The following is a 16,158-nucleotide window of genomic DNA, read 5'->3' as shown; positions in this document are numbered from 1 at the left end:
AACGAACAGACTGAACCTTTTGATGACACTCGCCTGCAGTTCAGTCGGGACGTCGCCCATACGGAATCTCGTCCGCTGACCATTTCCGGTAGCTCCGGATTTCTGTCTGGACTCCCCCCTTTAGACGAATGCGGGTATAGAGGATCTCCGGATTTTTCAGTCGTTCGACCCCGGCTTCGAAATCGCGTTGAATCCGAGGCTCGATCTTTTCCCAGATCACTGGATCAAGCTTGTAGGTATTGACGGTACCCAGATCGACACGTTTTTCAGCAGGTACCCACGGCGTTGTCTCGCCTGGATCAGGGGTGAGCTTCAGGCTCTCAGTGAGCTGATCCGCAGATCGTCCGAATTCCAGAGTTTCACAGAAAGGATTTGGAATCTTCCGAAACCTCCATTCGCCGCTGCCATCAATCCAATGGACTGAGAGAGCCTCGTTCAGCAGATCATTCTCGAGCGAGAATGCCCGGATATCGGACCGGCCACCAGATGACGATTCCAGCTGGGCATAGATCCGCACCGGATGTCCCAGAACGGACATCTGCTCACGCATTTCACGACGCAACCGTTGATTGGTCGGTTCCGGAGCAGGCTGATTGAAAAGTTCACCAATCGGCAGAATGCGTTCGGCGGTCGTCTGCGACGCCGGGGGAAGACGCAATGCCACCTGTTGGGTGAGCGACTGCGGGGAAATCCCAATATGAATCAGCGGAACACGGGAAACGACTTCACTGCCGAGCATGGTTTCGGAGATCGTCCACGCCCCGCCACGTGTGTCGAACCATTCCATGTTCCGGATGTGATCCAGCTCCGCCCGGTCGGCGCTGGCGAGTTTTTTTTCCATTCCCAGATCGTATTGAAACGGCCCGATGGTCTGCTGACCGGAGGTCAGGGTGGCTGCGGCATAAAGCATCAACTGGACGGGGAGATTTTTCTCGGCATCCTGCCGCTCGACAAGCAGATACCATTCATTTTCCGCGATTCCTTTCAGCAGGTGTTGCCAGGGACGTTTCCCGAACCGGACCCGCATCGCTCCCACAAAATCCTGCAAACGCGGGGGGAACGAGACGAACAGTTTTCCTCCGTAGCGGGGAGCTTCCATCGGGCCGATTGCCGATCGCGAGACATGAAACGGGTCGCCCGCAACGAACCGAAGGCTGAAATCTCCGGCACTGATGGACTTGAGATCCAGCCCCTGTTCAGCTGCGAGGGATTCGATCCAGCTTGGCCCCGCTGGAGTATGGCTGCTAACGGCAACGGCGACCTGCGGTGGAGGATCAGTACTGGCGGAAACCGGAGGTTTGCGGCTCGTTCCCCAGTTGAAAATTACCACCCCGAAACACAACAGTACGGTGACAATCAGGGATTTCGACGCCATCCGGATGCGATGCCGGGAACGAAGGTACGCCCGCAGGTCATCCGCCAGCTTGCCCGCTGATTGATATCGCCGGGCGGGATCGGGATCTGTCGCCGTTGCGTAAATTCTGGCGAGCCGCCGGTTCCTGATCCGGTGCGTGCCGGGATCGTGTAATGATTGGCCATCGGGAGCCGTCTCCAGCACGGCATGAACTCCATTGGTCATGAACAGCAGGAGGCGGCCGAGGGTGTAGATGTCGCTCAGACGGCCGTCAATTTTGCCGACGAAGTTACGCTGTTCCGGGGACATGAATGCCGGTGTGCCGTGGAACTCCTGCACATCGGCACGGGTAGACATGCCTGAGGAGACTTCAACCGCCAGTCCGAAATCGACGATCCGCAGGCGGCCGTCATCGCCCACATGAATGTTCCTGGGCGAGAGGTCCCGGTGAACGATGCCCCGCTGGTGCATCTGGTCGACCGTTTCGGCGATTTGCAGGGCATACGCAGCCACCCGCTCCGGATCGGTGATCACTCCCTGATCGTTGACCAGATCGTAGAGATTCCGGCCTTCCAGATACTCCATAATGATGAACGCGACCCCGTCCGGAGTGCGGCCGTCATCCAGCACGGTCGGGACATTCAGACCGCTCAGGCGTGACAGAAAAGCCGCCTCCTGCATCAGTCTTCGGGCCGATTCCTCATCCCGGCTGAATTTGATCGCAACTGACTGCATGAGCCTGCGGTGGCGACCGATGGCAATCGTCGCCTGAGTTCCGCTGCCGACCATCCGCACCAGACGATACACCCCCAGCACATCGGGAAGCTGGATGTTTAACGGCAGTTGCCGGTAGGCAAACGGAAGCAGTTCTTCCAGATTGGGATAGAGAACAGACAACTCATGCAGCGTCGGAGTGGCTCCCCGGTTCCGTTGCAGGGTATCGACTTCGATCGGCAGCAACTGTTCGAGCAGAGCCAGCTGCAAACGAGGTTCGGCCGCCAGCACGGACTGCTCCAGACTGGTGGATGTCCCGGTCAGGAGTGATTCCTCATAGCGGGTACATAGATCGCTGATTTCCCGGCGGTCGGTGGAATTCAGCTGTGAATAGAACGGGGGCGGGGATGCTTTCACATCCGTCGATGCCCGATGTTTGCCCTCATTGCCCGCTACCACCAGTTTGCCCGCCCGATCCGTTTACTCCGGTCTGATTAGTTCATGTCGTCAAGATATCCCTGAAGTTGCCGACGGACTTCCGTCATCCTGCGTCTGACCTGATGCTCGCTCAGATTGAGCTGTTCCGCGATCTCCCGGGTGTCGTGCGACATCATCGTCAGACGGGTGATGTCCAGGAGTTGCGGATCACTGATGGCGGCTCGTGCCAGTTCCATCCCGTCGTGGACGAACGAGTCGACATCTTCCGGTGTGAGATTCCCCGCGATCACTCCCTCCACCCAGCGGGGCTGATCGGGATCGGCAGAACGGTCGGCATCGCGGAGAAAGTTCTCCTTGAACCGGTTGCGCCCCGCCTGCTTGTACTGATCGATCTTTTTGTTGAAGCAGTCCCGCAGTTGTTCCCAGAGTTGTTGCGTGGTTTCCGGTGCGGGAAGCTCTCCCGTCTGCTCCTGACGTTCACGGGTCCGCATGGCACTGCCGACGACGTCCTCAAAGTTGCCCCGGACCTCTTTCACGTTCCGCAGGGCCCGCATCGCCCAGCCGGTCAGCTTCCGGAGATATCGCGCACGCACATCATCGGTGATGTGCGGAGATGGAGAGTTCTCCGGCAGAACGGCCCTGTCCTCGTCATCGCAAGTCATTTCATTGCCCTGATGAAATTCGTGCTGCTAACTAAAGAGGTCCATAGCATAACTGCCAATCCGGAAAAAAACAGGACAAACCGCGCGCATCGCTGCCAGTGATTCCCCCGGAAGAGTGGCGGGAATGAATGAACCCGCCACCTTCGACAGAAAGGAGCGGGAATCATGATCAAAGTCGCTGTTTGCATCGGAATGGGGTATTGGCTCTGGAGACGCTTCCGGCCGCAGGAGCAACATCAATCCACTATCGTGGTGCGAAGCACCGTGCGGAAATTCACGCGGAAGCCCGGGAGAAAATTCACTCTGTCCCGGGAACAGATCGAGTTCATCGTCGGTATCGGCCTTTGGGCGTATCTCTTCCTGGGGTCGTTCCTGCTCATCGGATTTCTGTGGAGCAGAACGGGGATGACGATCAGTCTGCTCGCCACGTTTCTGGCGATGCACTGGTTGGAAATCCTGATCGGCTGCCTGATCGTCCTGACCGTGAGCTACTTCATCCATTTGCTTTGCTGGCATCTGCGAGCCGCTCGTATCGAGCAGACGACAAACCAGCCATTACCGGAGGCGGACACCTTCTTCGACCGGGATCGGCAAGGCACCCGCCAGTCAGCGTGAATGACCTGTTGCACAAGTTTTTTTGACCACACCCCGGGACCGGTTTCCGGCCCCTTCACCAACCACATTCCAAGGAGTTCCTCATGGTCTGTTCATTGTTTCCCGTGCTCGCTCAGGCAAACGCCGAAGCGGCCTCTTCCGGTGACGGTTCTTTCTTCGGATTCCTGATCATCGCCGGCTCGCTGTATGTCCTGTACCAGCTCTTCAAACCCCGTCCGAAACGCTACCGCGTCGATCAGATCACCGTCGTGCGAAGGGTGCGTTAACCCACACGAAGTTTTGTCTGAAATGTTCGTGCCGGTGTTCGGCGCGGATCACGTTCCTCACTGCTGCAAACTGGAGAATTGTCATGTTGAATCACACGGAGTTTCTGAACTCGCTGCTGGGATTCGGTCATCTCTTGCTCGTCATCGGAGGCCTGATCGTTCTGTACGACTTCTTCGTGATCGTCTTGGCGATCTGCATCCAGATCACTGCTCGCAGAGTCTATGGACGGTTGTTGAGCCCGCTGGCAGCCGGAATCTGGATTGCAGCTTTGTTCCTGACCGTCGGGTACGTCAGTTCCTGGCCTCTGCCGTTCGCACTGGGCGTGATGCAGGGAGTTGCCTTGTGGTTCAAGCGGAAAGAACTCGCCCTTCCCACGGTCCAACCGGAGACACCGGCAGCATCCCCGGTGGAACCGCAGCCTGAATCGGCTCTGCAGGTGGCTGACGCTGCTGCGTGATCATCTGACGCAATCCATTTTCTCGGGGGCCAGCAATGGTCCCCTTCTTTTTTCCCTGATCCCGTTCCGAACAGAGGTCTTTCCATGTACGCCAACCGACAGCAACCCGGCATCCTGCCGACATTGGGGCTCCTCATCGTGGGGATGATCGCCTGTCTTGCGTGGGCGTGGTCGAGTGCTCCCGACACGATCGGTCCGTTGCTGCAGGAACTCCGGGGGACCGATTACATCCTGCTGGCGGTGTTCCTGATCATCGGCCTGATGGCAGCGGCCCTGTTCGGCACTCTGGCTCAGGCCGTCCTGCAACTGCTGATGATCGGGATGCAAATTGGCCTGCTGGTTGTCGTTGTCTGGGCGGGAGTAATCCTCTGGCGGAACTACGCGGACGGCCAGCCAGTTGCCCACGAAACACCGCCCCCCGTGTTCGTCCCTGCGGCAGCACCACAGCCTTCCATCGATCCCGATCGACGACGGAAACAACTCGAACAGGAGCTGTACCGGCTCGATGCCCAAAGCGGTCAGAACTGGTGGGAAAGTTCTTCCGTTCCGAACCCGCCAGCCCCCTGAACCCATTCAACTCCGGAGAATCCCATGAACTCTTTGTTCCGTGCTCCCTTACGTTTTTACGGTACCCGCAAGCTAATCTGTGTGCTGCTCGCCTGGCCGGTCTGCCTGATCCTCTGCTGGCTCCTCTCAGGACGGCCTCCCGTTGGCTGGTATTCCTGGCCGATGGAAGGCCGGTCCTGCGTCGGATCGCTGGTCAATGGACTGTACGATCTGACGTTCTTCGGGTGGCTCTGGCTCGTGCTGCTCCCATTCCGACAATCGCTGTTCCCGCCGATCCGGTACGGTCGCTGGGCAATCCTTGCGGCTGCCGTCCTCTGCTGGGGATTTCCGGGGCTGTTCGAGATTGTGCATGGGCTGGACCTCTGGCTCGTGTATGCCCGCCCGTTCAGTGGGACAATCCTCTGGCTGATGTTCCGCATCGCCGGCATCCCGATCGGCATTGGAACGCTGATCGCCCACTGGCCGGACCTGACAGAACTCTTGCATGCCCTGCCACTTTATCGACGACTGTACGTCAGCGGGCAGGGGCATGCCGCAGGCTGGCTCGGGCCGCGTGGAACCCGTCGATTTGTTCGTCATCTTCCACAAACGGCACCCGCACAGGCGGGGCATCTCTCCCGAACAATCCATCTCGGTCAGACACTCCCGGAATCATGCTATGTTCCCGGACAGAACATCTGGCTCAACGAAACCAGCCATCTGCTGAGCTTCGGCCAGACCGGTTCCGGGAAGTTCGTGACCAGCATCGCCTCCAATCTGGCGATGTATCAGGGGAGCGGGATTTTCATCTCCACCAAGGCGGAACTCGCCGACTTCGCCGTTGGTCGCCGGTCCGATCAGAGTTTGCTCGATGATACCGCCGAACGTCGGTTCCGCAGCTGTGGGATCGACACCCGGGGAGTGACACAGGCACGTTATCAGCTTCCGGGAGGCCGTTCGTTCGTCCTGGATCCCTCAGGGCAATCCGGCTGGCCCACCAGTTCCCACAACATTCTCTCCGAGATCGATATCCGCCATCCGTCCACTCCTGGTTTGATCAGTTCCATCGCGGAAGCCTCGTTTCCGGATGATCCCAATCAGCGGGACAAGTTCTGGGTTCAGGCGCCGCGGGGGCTGTTCGCCGCCGGGATCGGCCACATCCTCACCACTGCCGCCGATCCTCGGCAAAGGACACTCCCGTACATCGCTGACTTCTGCATGGGAATTGATCCTCAGACCGGTCGGGCTGATCGTCAGGTGTTCTTTGGCAATCTTGTCACCATGATGGAAAACCGCATGCTGGGAGGCTTTATCCAGAAAAACGCCGCTGCGGTGGCCCAATTGGGAAAAAACACGTTCGGCAGCGTCTTCGCCGAGTTCGAACTACACACCCGCTGGCTCTCCGACGTGCGGATGCGGCGTCATCTCTCCGGCAGAAGTGACTTCAGCTATCGGGAACTGGGAGAAGACGATTCGCCGGTCAGCGTGTTTCCGATTCTGCCCCGGTCGTCCAACGACCTGCAGACGCTCGTCCCCTGGCTGCGGACGCACATGGAAGTCGGTCTCAACGTGCTGGAGAACAAACGCCAGCGCCCACAAACGCCGGTGTTAATTCTCTGCGATGAGTTCCTGCAGTACGGAGATCGCGTCAATGCCATCCGTAAGGGAGCAACGACACTGCGGGAAGCGGGAGTCCGTCTCTGGCTGTTTAGCCAGTCCTGGTCAGGACTGGTTTCGGCTCTGGGGGAAGAGGCGGCGCTCGGGCTTCAGGCGTGTTCCGCCATGGAATTTTTCGGGACAGACAACGCCACGGCGGGAAAAATCGCGCAAATGATGGGCAGGCATTCCCACAAGAGAAGAGGAGGGAACGGCAACAGCCCACCACTCAACGAGGTGCTGGATGTCATCACGACAGCCGAAGCAGAAATCGAGCTGCGGAAGAATTCCCCGATCAAGTACGTGTTCCCGATGACCAGCGGGCCGATGCGGATCAGACGGGTGGCCTACCGCCCAATGGTTACCGAAGAGGGAACCCGTTACGCAGGCTTACCTCTGACCGGGCACTACGACGAACACCTGAGCCGGTACACGTACCGGCATCGTTCGGCCTGAATCACGTTCCTGTTTTAAACCCACTGAACCGAGGAGATTCCGATGAACGAACCATTTCGTAATGCCCCTGACCTCGACAACGAATTCGAGCAGGCTTCCGGGCCGGAAATGCCGGAGATGGAACCAGCCAGCCCCAACCACTGGGAAGAGTTTGAAGAGCACGAAGAGAACTTGGAGCACTTCGATTACGAGCCGCCGGAAATGACCTACGACCCGGAACTGAATATGGAACCGACACCGTTCGGCACCATGATTCACGAAGCGGAGCAGGATTGGGACTACATCAATCCCGAACTCACCTACGACCCCCGCTTTGAACCGGAACCGCTGTCGTACGATAGCGAACTTGAGGAAGCCCGGCAGGACCTCAACCACGATGCAAACCGGGCCATTGATGATGCCCTCGACCGGCAACCCGAAATCGATGACCAGTTTGCGGATTTGCGGTCCCACGACGATGAGTTGCAGGAGGACCACGAACAGGGCCATCACCTTCTCGACCAGCACTCCTACCAGTCTTGGCTCCGTGATCAGTGGGATCAGGATCACGACCACGAAGAAGATTTCGAACTCGACCGTTGATCACCGTTCACCAGCAAGCATTCGATCCAAGCAAGGAAAACCAACTATGAACTCTCCTATTGACCAGATCATTGATGAACTTCGCAGCCAGCTGCAGCCCATGGAAGAACAGGAATCCCGGCTGCGGTCCGATCTGAAGGAAATCACCGACCAGAAGCAGAAGCTGGAGGCAGCTCTCGTCGCACTCGGCGGCGGGCCCTCCAAGGCCAGACCGGCGAAGCGCGGCAAACCCTGCGTCACCAAGGCGGAAGTGACTGCAATCACAGCGGGCATAGTCCGTGAAAACGGTCCGATCACCAGTTCCGATCTGGAATCCCTCGTGCGGGAACGCATTACGGAAGAAGGGGAACGAAATCTCTCCGGTTTCAGCCTCCGCTTTCGTGAAACCCTGCATGAACCGCAGTTCAGATGCACGGCCGATGGTCTTGTCTCCATCCTAACTGCAGGTTTACGTCAAGAGTCGGTGCAGTGATCTGAACAAAAATTGCGTTGACCAGCATGGCGTCAAAGCAGGTCGGAAGCGGTTTCCGGCTGAATCAGAACACGACCTGGAGTTAGTCTGCTTCAGAACGTGATCGATCAGAAACTGATGTAGAAAGTTGAGTTTTCAATGACTCCTTCGGAACTAATTTCGGGGACCATCCCTCCACCGTTACTGACAGTGGACGATCTGGCCGCTGTCCTCAAGGTGAGTAAACGAACGATCTGGAGAATGCGATCCTGCTGCCAGTTACCAAAGCCTGTGAAGGTTGGTGGCGGTGTCCGCTGGCGAAAGTCGGACATTGACGCCTGGATCGCACAGGGATGTCCCACGCTGCCGGTCAGAAAACAGGATTGAAGATTCGTTCATAACACGGCACACTTTTCAGTATCCATCTAACAAGTGAGATTTCGATGGCCAGCCTCTTCAAAATGCGGATTACTCGATACGTCGATTCCAATGGGAGACGTGTCGCCAAAGGAACACCGGGAGCGTTGCTGAAAAAGGAAAAGAGCCGGAAATGGTACGGGGAATACAAGGACATTGATGGCGCTCTGCAACGCATCCCTCTCTGTGCAGATAAAACCGCCGCACAGACGAAGCTCAACGACATTGTGAAGAATGTTGAACGTCGTCAGGCCGGTCTGCTCGATCCATTCGAAGAGCACGAAAAGCGAGCTATTTCTGAGCACCTTGCAGAGTACAAGGCATTTCTTGAAGCCAAAGGGAACTCGGGAAAGCACGTTCGTCAAGTTGTATTCCGGATCAAGAGAGTTGCCGATGGCTGCAAATTCCAACTGCTTTCACAACTTGATGCCCCGAAAATCGCGACCTGGTTGTCAGAACGCCGGAAGAACACCGCGAAATTCTCGGCCCAGACCAGCAATTTTCATCTCGATGCGTTCAAGTATTTCTGCAATTGGCTTGTGACACACGAACGGCTTCCTCGCAATCCCGTCGCGTCACTGAAACGTGTCAGCACAGAAACAGACCGTCGTCATGACCGCCGGTCTCTCACTGCTGATGAGTTCGAACGTCTGGTGCAGACGGCTGAAACCGGTGTCGTCGTGGAAGGGATTTCAGGCAAAGACAGGGCCATGCTCTACGTCCTGGCCACATGGACCGGATATCGACGTCGGGAACTCGCTTCCCTGACACTGCGGTCCTTCGATCTCGATGGCGAGACACCATCGGTCAAGGTGAGCGCCTCCTACAGCAAGCGCAAGAGAAACGACGTGATCCCGTTACACGACTACGTCGTGGAGCGGTTCAAATCCTGGCTGGCCTCCGGGCCAGAGCGGAAGCTGGACGATCTCCTGTTCAAGCTCATCACTGCCAAGGGGTGGTTCCGGCATACAGCAAAGATGATGAAGCACGATCTTGCAGAAGCCCGGAAATCATGGATTGAAGAGGCCGAGACTGCTAAAGATCGTGTCGCGAGAGAGGACTCGGACTTCCTGAAGTACGTCGATGAAAACGGGCTCTACGCCGACTTCCACTCGAACCGGCATTCGTTCATCAGTCGTCTGGCTCAGGCGGGCGTCCCGCTGGTCATTGCCCAGAAGCTGGCCCGCCATTCCGATCCCCGGCTGACAGCCAATCGGTACACTCATCTGGAGATGAACGACAAGGCGAATGCGATTGCCAGCCTGACCGCTCCGGTGGCGAAATCCGCCGAAAGAGCCCCGGTGGTTACAGAAGAAAAACCGGGAGGTTCACCCCCTGACGAGAACGACGGTTCAGGTTTGGTTGCAGTGGGGGTTGCAGGAAATTCCGTCGTCAGTTGTGCTCAGATGGCACCGGATGTCATAATGGCAGCATCCGGAACGGACCAGAACTCCGACGAGATCTTTCGTAACTTGTTCAATGACAAGACGTTTGGCAACGGCTGTCACCAAACGTCTGTGTCTGTCAAAGTGCACCCCTCAGGGTTCGAACCTGAAACCTTCGGTTCCGTAGACCGATGCTCTATCCAATTGAGCTAGGGGTGCCTGCCATTTCTGGCGAGTTCACAATCTTAGTGATTTCTCTCTCTGGTACAATCCATTCTCGCAGATAATTCAACTCAATTTTTTGACATTCACAGCGGCTGTCGGTGGTGACAGCCTTATCGGATATTACGTCAAAAGATCGTTAAGTGAATGAGCTTCGATGTCGCAGGGGAGTAGCATGAGTAGAAATGATCACTACTTCCTGAGGCAGGTGGTATGGTCTACCAGGTTCGTTCCACGAACTTGGTGTCTCCATCGCCGTTGATGAATGTGGTGTGATCAAGAATCTTACGGACCAGCGGAACGGTCGTTTTGATTCCCGGGCCCTCGACGACGAGTTCATCGAGGGCACGTTTCAGGCAGGCGATTGCTTCCAAGCGGGTCGGCTTGTGGACAATCAGCTTGCCGATCATAGAGTCGTAATACGGGCTGATCTTGTAGCCCTCGTAAATGTGCGAATCGAACCGCACACCAAGTCCGCCTGGAATGCGAAGTTTTGTGATCGTTCCCGGACATCCGCGGAACCCATTGTCGGGGTCTTCCGCGTTGATTCGAACTTCGATCGAACATCCGTTGCAAGGGATGTTGCGTTGTTTGAGGTCCAGTGCTTCGCCAGCAGCGACCTGAATCTGCGCCTTAATCAGGTCTATTCCTGTTACCATTTCAGTAACCGGATGTTCGACCTGAATTCTCGCGTTCACTTCAATGAAATAGAAGCGATTGTCCTTGTCAACGAGGAACTCGCAGGTTCCTGCGTTGTAGTATCCAGCGCTCTTTACCAGTCGGACAGCTGCCTTGCAGATGTCTTCACGGACCGATTGTGGAAGGTTAGGGGCAGGGCTCTCTTCGATCAGCTTCTGGTGTTTACGCTGCATTGTGCAGTCGCGTTCCCAGAGGTGAAAGACGTTGCCATGTTGATCTGCGATGATCTGAACTTCAACGTGGCGTGGCTTTTCGATCAGTTTCTCGATGTACACGCCCGCGTTCTTGAACGCTTTCTCGGCTTCTGCTGAAGCGGCTTTCAGTTCAGTACGCAGCGTGATTTCGTTGAAGGCCGGTCGAATTCCTTTTCCGCCGCCGCCCGCGGTTGCTTTAATGAGGACGGGATAACCGATCTCATTTGCAATGCGAACAGCATCGTCTTCGGACTCAATGAGCCCTTCGCTTCCGGGGACGACTGGAACTTTGGCTTCGATTGCCATTTTTCGAGCAGCGACCTTATCACCAAGCTTTTGCATTGCCTCGTGTGGTGGTCCGATGAACTCGATTTTGGAATCTCGGCATTGTTCCGCGAAGTCCGCGTTCTCTGCGAGAAACCCGTAGCCCGGGTGGATCGCCTGAACGTTTCCGAGTTCAGCGGCAGCGATGATGTGCTCTGTTTTCAAGTAGCTGTCGGTGCTGCTCGCGGGGCCGATGCAATAGGCTTCGTTGGCCAGACTCAGGTAGTGGGCACCACGGTCCGCTTCGCTATAGACAGCGACCGTTTCGATTCCCATTTCCTTACAGGCGCGAATCACTCGGAGTGCGATTTCCCCGCGATTGGCAATCAGAATCCGTTGAAACATGAGGTGCTTTGTGTCTTTTCAGGGATCGGACAAGAGTCGGTCGGAATAAGAAATTTACGACTGCTCTTTGGAAATTGGTGCACTGAGTTTGGCCAGCAGGCCAGGCAAATCTCTTCACTCGAATTATGGCTTCACGAGGAACATCGGTTGTCCGAACTCGACTGCGTCTCCGTCAGCGAGCAGGATCTTTGCGATGGTTCCGGAAACTTTCGCAGGAATCTTGTTGAAGAGTTTCATCGCTTCAACGATGCAAACGATCGATTCTGCGGTTACGGTGTCGCCGACTTTGCAGAATGGTGGTTCGCCTGGAGCCTGAGCGATGTAGAAAGTCCCGACTGTTGGGCTCTTGATCGGAATGAGACCTTCATCGGCCCCTGATGCGGTTGGTGCCGCGGCAGCTGGAGCTTGTGGGGCAACGGATGGCGTTGGTGCGGCCATCGCGGGTGCAGCGGCGTAAGTCACTGGGGCTGCTGAGACAACTTCGTGCGGGCCGCGACGTAATACGTAACGGGTTTCGCCGACCTGTTGTTTGAATTCTCGAATGTCGTACTTCTCCATCAACTCAAGCAACTGCCGCAAGCCGTCGACGTCGAATTGTTTACTGCTTTTGCTATCGCCAGCCATACCCGATCCTTACCTCTAGATGCGCTGCGTCTGATTAAGTTGTGGTTGTTTACCGTACTTGATTTCGCGACGGGTTGGCCTGCGCTGGGGGATTTCTGCTCGTCCTTTACGTGGAGCTGTGAAAAACCAGCGTTGACCGCAATTTGCGACCAGAGCGGATTTTTATCCGAAATTCGCTCTGGATGGGAAGATAGATCCCCAACGCAGAAGAGACAACCATATTCGCACTTGTGAGAGTTTGCAGATGCGAACGGAAGGTCGACCCTCGTGTTGCTTGTGGATGGTTGCAGGAAGTGGTCGGCCTTGCAAGTGTTTTGTTTGCAGTTGGTTATGGAGAACGTAGGAGGAGCGTTATCATGCCGGTTCGCATGATCGGGTTTGCTGCTTCATTCCTCTGAGACTTCCCCGGATTTTGTTTTGGATTAAATATTGGCTCGAGTCAGTCCAGAAGGTGAGAGTCTGGTGGTCAATGTGCTGGGCGGACACTGATCGCAAGTCAATTGGGGGGCTGTGTTTCTAATGTTTGTCAGGGAAAGAGGTTGCTGCAGTCGCGGGTTCGTTTAGCGTGGGGAGCTGGATGATCGATTGGTGGAAATCTCGGCCCACAGTGTTTTCTAATCAGACTTTTCGTATCAGCTGCTAGAGGACGAATTTCCAACGTGCTAAAGTGTCTTGCCCATTCAGAGGGCTGAATTCGAACTCGCATTCAATGCGGCGGCATCGAAGTTGGTGCACCGAAATGCAGTTTCAGATTTTATAGGCGGAATATTCTCGTGAACGGACCAGACTTCAACAAGTTGGAATTGATCCCGGTAATTGCTCAAGATGAAGTAACCGGCGACGTCTTGATGCTGGCTTATATGAACCAGGAAGCTTACCACGAGACTCTGAAAACTCAGCGGGTTGTTTACTACAGCCGAAGCCGCCAGAAACTTTGGCGCAAAGGGGAAGAAAGCGGCAATGTACAAGAGTTGAAAGGCTTGTATTTTGATTGCGATGCAGACACTCTGCTGGTCAAGGTTCACCAGCGAGGAGGAGCTGCCTGCCACGAGGGTTATAAGAGCTGCTTTTTCCGAAAGATCGATCCATTTACGGGGGACGTCACCGTTGAGGGGGACCGAGTCTTTGATCCGAAAATCGTTTACAAGAAGTAGTTGTCCACGAAATGTCTGTTCTGTGTTCGAACATTGAAGTTCTGATCGCAGAATTGCTGATTTGAAACATTCGTAGGGTGCCTCTACGAATCCGGAAGGAAAGAACATGTCGAGCGAGAAGTTGAAGCTGGGGATTCCAGCTGGAAGTCTGCAGGAAGCAACTGCCGAGCTGTTTCGGAAAGCTGGATATAAGATCACGTTCTCGTCACGTTCTTACTACCCGTCGATCGATGATGATGAAATCGACTGCTTGCTGATTCGAGCTCAGGAAATGGCTCGATATGTCGAAGACGGGATTCTGGATGCTGGCATCACCGGATACGACTGGGTGATGGAAACTCAGGCAAACGTCCATGAGGTTTGCGAACTCGTCTTCTCAAAAGCCAGCCGTCGTCCTGTTCGCTGGGTGTTGTGCGTTCCTGAAGATTCTCCGGCCCAGTCGGTCTACGATCTCCAAGGGAAGCGAATTGCCACGGAAGCAGTCGGTTTGACACAGGCGTTTCTGGCCAAGCATGGTGTGACAGCTGACGTCGAGTTCTCGTGGGGAGCCACCGAGGTCAAGCCTCCTCGTCTGGCGGACGCGATCGTCGAAGTGACCGAAACCGGTTCTTCACTTCGCGCGAATAATCTCCGCATTATCGGCGACGTGATTGAAAGTACGACTCGCCTGATCGTGAACAAGGATTCATGGGCGGACGAGTGGAAGAACAGCAAGCTGAAGGGAATTTCCCTGATGCTTCAATCCTGCCTGGATGCTGAAGGCAAAGTCGGTCTCATGATGAACGTGCTCCGGAACGATTTGCCGGGTGTGCTCCGCGACCTCCCATCCTTGAAGGGACCAACGGTCTCATCGCTGTCTGATCCGGATTGGGTTGCTGTGAACACCATTATCGATGAGCGGGTCGTTCGATCGATCGTTCCCAAGTTGAAAGCTGGCGGAGCGACCGGGATCGTTGAATACCCAATCAGTAAGATTATCGACTAAGTTGGCTTTTCCTCAGGCTCGACGGGTATCGTCGAGCCTGAGACTTTAAGTCAGTGTTCATTCTTTTGTCGCAATGCCAGCGGGTATCATGATTGATCGAGTTTATCTTGCAGTTGATCTGGGAGCCGAAAGCGGACGTGTAATTGCAGGTCTGTTGGGCGGGGGTGAAATTCGCCTTCACGAACTGCATCGGTTTTCGAACGGACCGATTTCTGTCGCTGGAACTCGCCGTTGGGACCTGATTGGCTTGTGGAAGGAAATTCAGGTCGGTCTGCATCAGGCAGCCCTGAAATACGGTAAAAAGATTGTCTCCGTCGGTGTTGATACCTGGGGGGTTGACTACGTCCTGCTGAGCGCCAAAAGTGAGATGCTTGGACAGCCCTATAACTACCGTGATTCCCGAACTGACGGAGTTCTTGAATCTGCGTGCAGCCGGGTTTCTCGCAAAGAGATTTTTGCGTCGACCGGACTGCAGTTCATGCCGATTAATACGCTTTATCAGGTCATTGCAATGCAATTGCAGGATCCTGAAATGCTGGCAATGGCCGATCGCTTTCTGATGGTGCCAGACTTCTTTCACTGGCTGCTTTGTGGAAGCACGGTAGTGGAATTTACGAATGCCACTACGACTCAGTTCTTCGATCCGCGTAAACGGGATTGGGCCACGGAGCTGTTGCGAAAGTTTGATGTTCCAACTTCGATGCTGCCGACAGTCGTCACTCCGGGGACGAAACTCGGGCAACTGAGAGCAGACATTGCTCAGTCTACCGGACTTCAAAGAATCGATGTGATTGCACCGCCAACACATGATACTGCCGCTGCGGTTGCCGCTGTTCCAACAGATCGCACTGGAACGGCATCATGGGCTTACATCAGCTCCGGAACGTGGTCATTGATTGGCGTCGAAGTGCAGCAAGCGATCCTCTCGGACGAAGCGCTGAGCCAGAACGTCACCAATGAAGGGGGTGTTGATGGAACTTATCGCCTCCTGAAAAACGTGATGGGATTGTGGCTCGTTCAGCAGTGTCGGCGTTCGTTCGAACGCCAGGGGAATGATTTCGACTACACTCAGCTAACGCACCTCGCCACCCAGGCAGACCCATTCCTCTCACTCGTCCATCCAAATGACCCAGCGTTCTTGAATCCAGATGACATGGCTGTGGCGATTCAGGATTGGTGTCGCAAGCATCATGAGCCTGTTCCCCAGACCGAAGGGGAGATCGTACGTTGTGCGCTCGAAAGTCTTGCGTTCAAGTACCGCGATGTTCTATCGGGAATTGAGCAACTCACCGGTGAAACGGTGGAAGAGATTCATATCGTTGGCGGAGGGTGCAAGAACACACTTCTGAATCAGTTTACCGCTAACGCCTGCGGGAAACGCGTGATCGCCGGTCCTGTCGAAGCAACCGCGTTAGGGAACGTGCTGACGCAGGCCCGTGCCGCTGGAGAGATCGGTTCTTTGCAAGAAATCCGCAGTCTGGTTAAGGCCAGTTCCGAATTGGAGGTCTTCGAACCCCAGGATAAAGAGTTGTGGGAAGAAGCTTACCAGCGCTACCGCAAACTCGTTTCGATATCGACTCATTAATCGTTGGTCGGAACCTGTCTGATTCA

Annotated in this window: 15 protein-coding genes, 1 tRNA gene and 1 pseudogene; 12 read left to right on the top strand and 5 right to left on the bottom strand. The window is 55.5% G+C overall.

Features of this window, described 5'->3' with window-relative positions:
* Window positions 1–40: 40 nt before the first annotated feature.
* Together SH668x_RS00210 and SH668x_RS00205 are read right to left on the bottom strand one after the other, a co-directional pair.
* A complete protein-coding gene (locus tag SH668x_RS00210; protein ID WP_437186693.1) occupies window positions 41–2,485 on the bottom strand; it encodes a serine/threonine protein kinase in 2,445 nt (814 codons plus the stop codon).
* Between the two features lie 77 nt (window positions 2,486–2,562).
* Window positions 2,563–3,168, bottom strand: coding sequence for a hypothetical protein (locus SH668x_RS00205; RefSeq protein ID WP_437186692.1), 606 nt, complete (start codon window positions 3,166–3,168; stop codon window positions 2,563–2,565).
* A gap of 165 nt (window positions 3,169–3,333) precedes the next feature.
* Here SH668x_RS00205 and SH668x_RS00200 point away from each other — a divergent pair, with 165 nt between their 5' ends.
* The 9 genes and pseudogenes from SH668x_RS00200 to SH668x_RS00160 all read left to right on the top strand — a co-directional run.
* Window positions 3,334–3,783, top strand: coding sequence for a hypothetical protein (locus tag SH668x_RS00200; RefSeq protein WP_437186691.1), 450 nt, complete (start codon window positions 3,334–3,336; stop codon window positions 3,781–3,783).
* Between the two features lie 83 nt (window positions 3,784–3,866).
* The gene (locus SH668x_RS00195; protein ID WP_437186690.1) at window positions 3,867–4,049 is read left to right on the top strand and encodes a hypothetical protein; all 183 of its coding nucleotides are present in this window, start codon (window positions 3,867–3,869) and stop codon (window positions 4,047–4,049) included.
* Window positions 4,050–4,132: 83 nt separating this feature from the next.
* Window positions 4,133–4,507 carry a hypothetical protein gene (locus SH668x_RS00190; RefSeq protein WP_437186689.1) on the top strand — a complete coding sequence of 125 codons (375 nt, stop codon included), beginning with the start codon at window positions 4,133–4,135 and terminating at the stop codon, window positions 4,505–4,507.
* Between the two features lie 84 nt (window positions 4,508–4,591).
* On the top strand, window positions 4,592–5,074 hold the full coding sequence (locus SH668x_RS00185; protein ID WP_437186688.1) for a hypothetical protein: 483 nt from the start codon (window positions 4,592–4,594) through the stop codon (window positions 5,072–5,074).
* 24 nt (window positions 5,075–5,098) lie between these two features.
* Window positions 5,099–7,165: a type IV secretory system conjugative DNA transfer family protein gene (locus tag SH668x_RS00180; protein ID WP_437186687.1), complete on the top strand. Its 2,067-nt coding sequence runs from the start codon at window positions 5,099–5,101 to the stop codon at window positions 7,163–7,165.
* Window positions 7,166–7,207: 42 nt separating this feature from the next.
* Entirely contained in the window at window positions 7,208–7,747 is a 540-nt protein-coding gene (locus tag SH668x_RS00175; RefSeq protein WP_437186686.1) for a hypothetical protein, read from the top strand.
* Between the two features lie 46 nt (window positions 7,748–7,793).
* A complete protein-coding gene (locus SH668x_RS00170) occupies window positions 7,794–8,219 on the top strand; it encodes a hypothetical protein (protein WP_437186685.1) in 426 nt (141 codons plus the stop codon).
* Window positions 8,220–8,357: 138 nt separating this feature from the next.
* Entirely contained in the window at window positions 8,358–8,585 is a 228-nt protein-coding gene (locus SH668x_RS00165; RefSeq protein ID WP_437186684.1) for a helix-turn-helix transcriptional regulator, read from the top strand.
* A 56-nt stretch (window positions 8,586–8,641) separates the two neighbouring features.
* Window positions 8,642–9,790 (top strand): annotated as a pseudogene (locus tag SH668x_RS00160) (site-specific integrase); the annotation flags it as partial.
* 355 nt (window positions 9,791–10,145) lie between these two features.
* Here the strand turns inward: SH668x_RS00160 and SH668x_RS00155 are convergent.
* The 3 genes from SH668x_RS00155 to accB form a co-directional block, all read right to left on the bottom strand.
* A tRNA-Arg gene (locus SH668x_RS00155) sits at window positions 10,146–10,219 on the bottom strand.
* A 221-nt stretch (window positions 10,220–10,440) separates the two neighbouring features.
* Window positions 10,441–11,784, bottom strand: a complete 1,344-nt coding sequence (accC, locus tag SH668x_RS00150) for an acetyl-CoA carboxylase biotin carboxylase subunit (RefSeq protein ID WP_437186683.1) — start codon at window positions 11,782–11,784, stop codon at window positions 10,441–10,443.
* A 123-nt stretch (window positions 11,785–11,907) separates the two neighbouring features.
* A complete protein-coding gene (gene accB, locus SH668x_RS00145; protein WP_437186682.1) occupies window positions 11,908–12,408 on the bottom strand; it encodes an acetyl-CoA carboxylase biotin carboxyl carrier protein in 501 nt (166 codons plus the stop codon).
* A gap of 773 nt (window positions 12,409–13,181) precedes the next feature.
* Between accB and hisI the strand changes: the two genes are divergently transcribed.
* The 3 genes from hisI to SH668x_RS00130 all read left to right on the top strand — a co-directional run bounded on the left by hisI (window position 13,182) and on the right by SH668x_RS00130 (window position 16,132).
* Window positions 13,182–13,562 (top strand): phosphoribosyl-AMP cyclohydrolase, encoded by a 381-nt coding sequence (hisI, locus tag SH668x_RS00140; RefSeq protein ID WP_437186681.1) that lies wholly within the window; start codon window positions 13,182–13,184, stop codon window positions 13,560–13,562.
* 106 nt (window positions 13,563–13,668) lie between these two features.
* Window positions 13,669–14,547: an ATP phosphoribosyltransferase gene (hisG, locus tag SH668x_RS00135; protein WP_437186680.1), complete on the top strand. Its 879-nt coding sequence runs from the start codon at window positions 13,669–13,671 to the stop codon at window positions 14,545–14,547.
* 88 nt (window positions 14,548–14,635) lie between these two features.
* Window positions 14,636–16,132: a rhamnulokinase gene (locus SH668x_RS00130; protein ID WP_437186679.1), complete on the top strand. Its 1,497-nt coding sequence runs from the start codon at window positions 14,636–14,638 to the stop codon at window positions 16,130–16,132.
* Window positions 16,133–16,158 lie beyond the last annotated feature (26 nt).

This window comes from Planctomicrobium mucosum, from assembly GCF_051466335.1.
Classification (GTDB): Bacteria; Planctomycetota; Planctomycetia; order Planctomycetales; family Planctomycetaceae; genus Planctomicrobium.
Note: the sequence above shows the minus strand (reverse complement) of the source record. Positions and strands in the feature narration are given on the sequence as shown.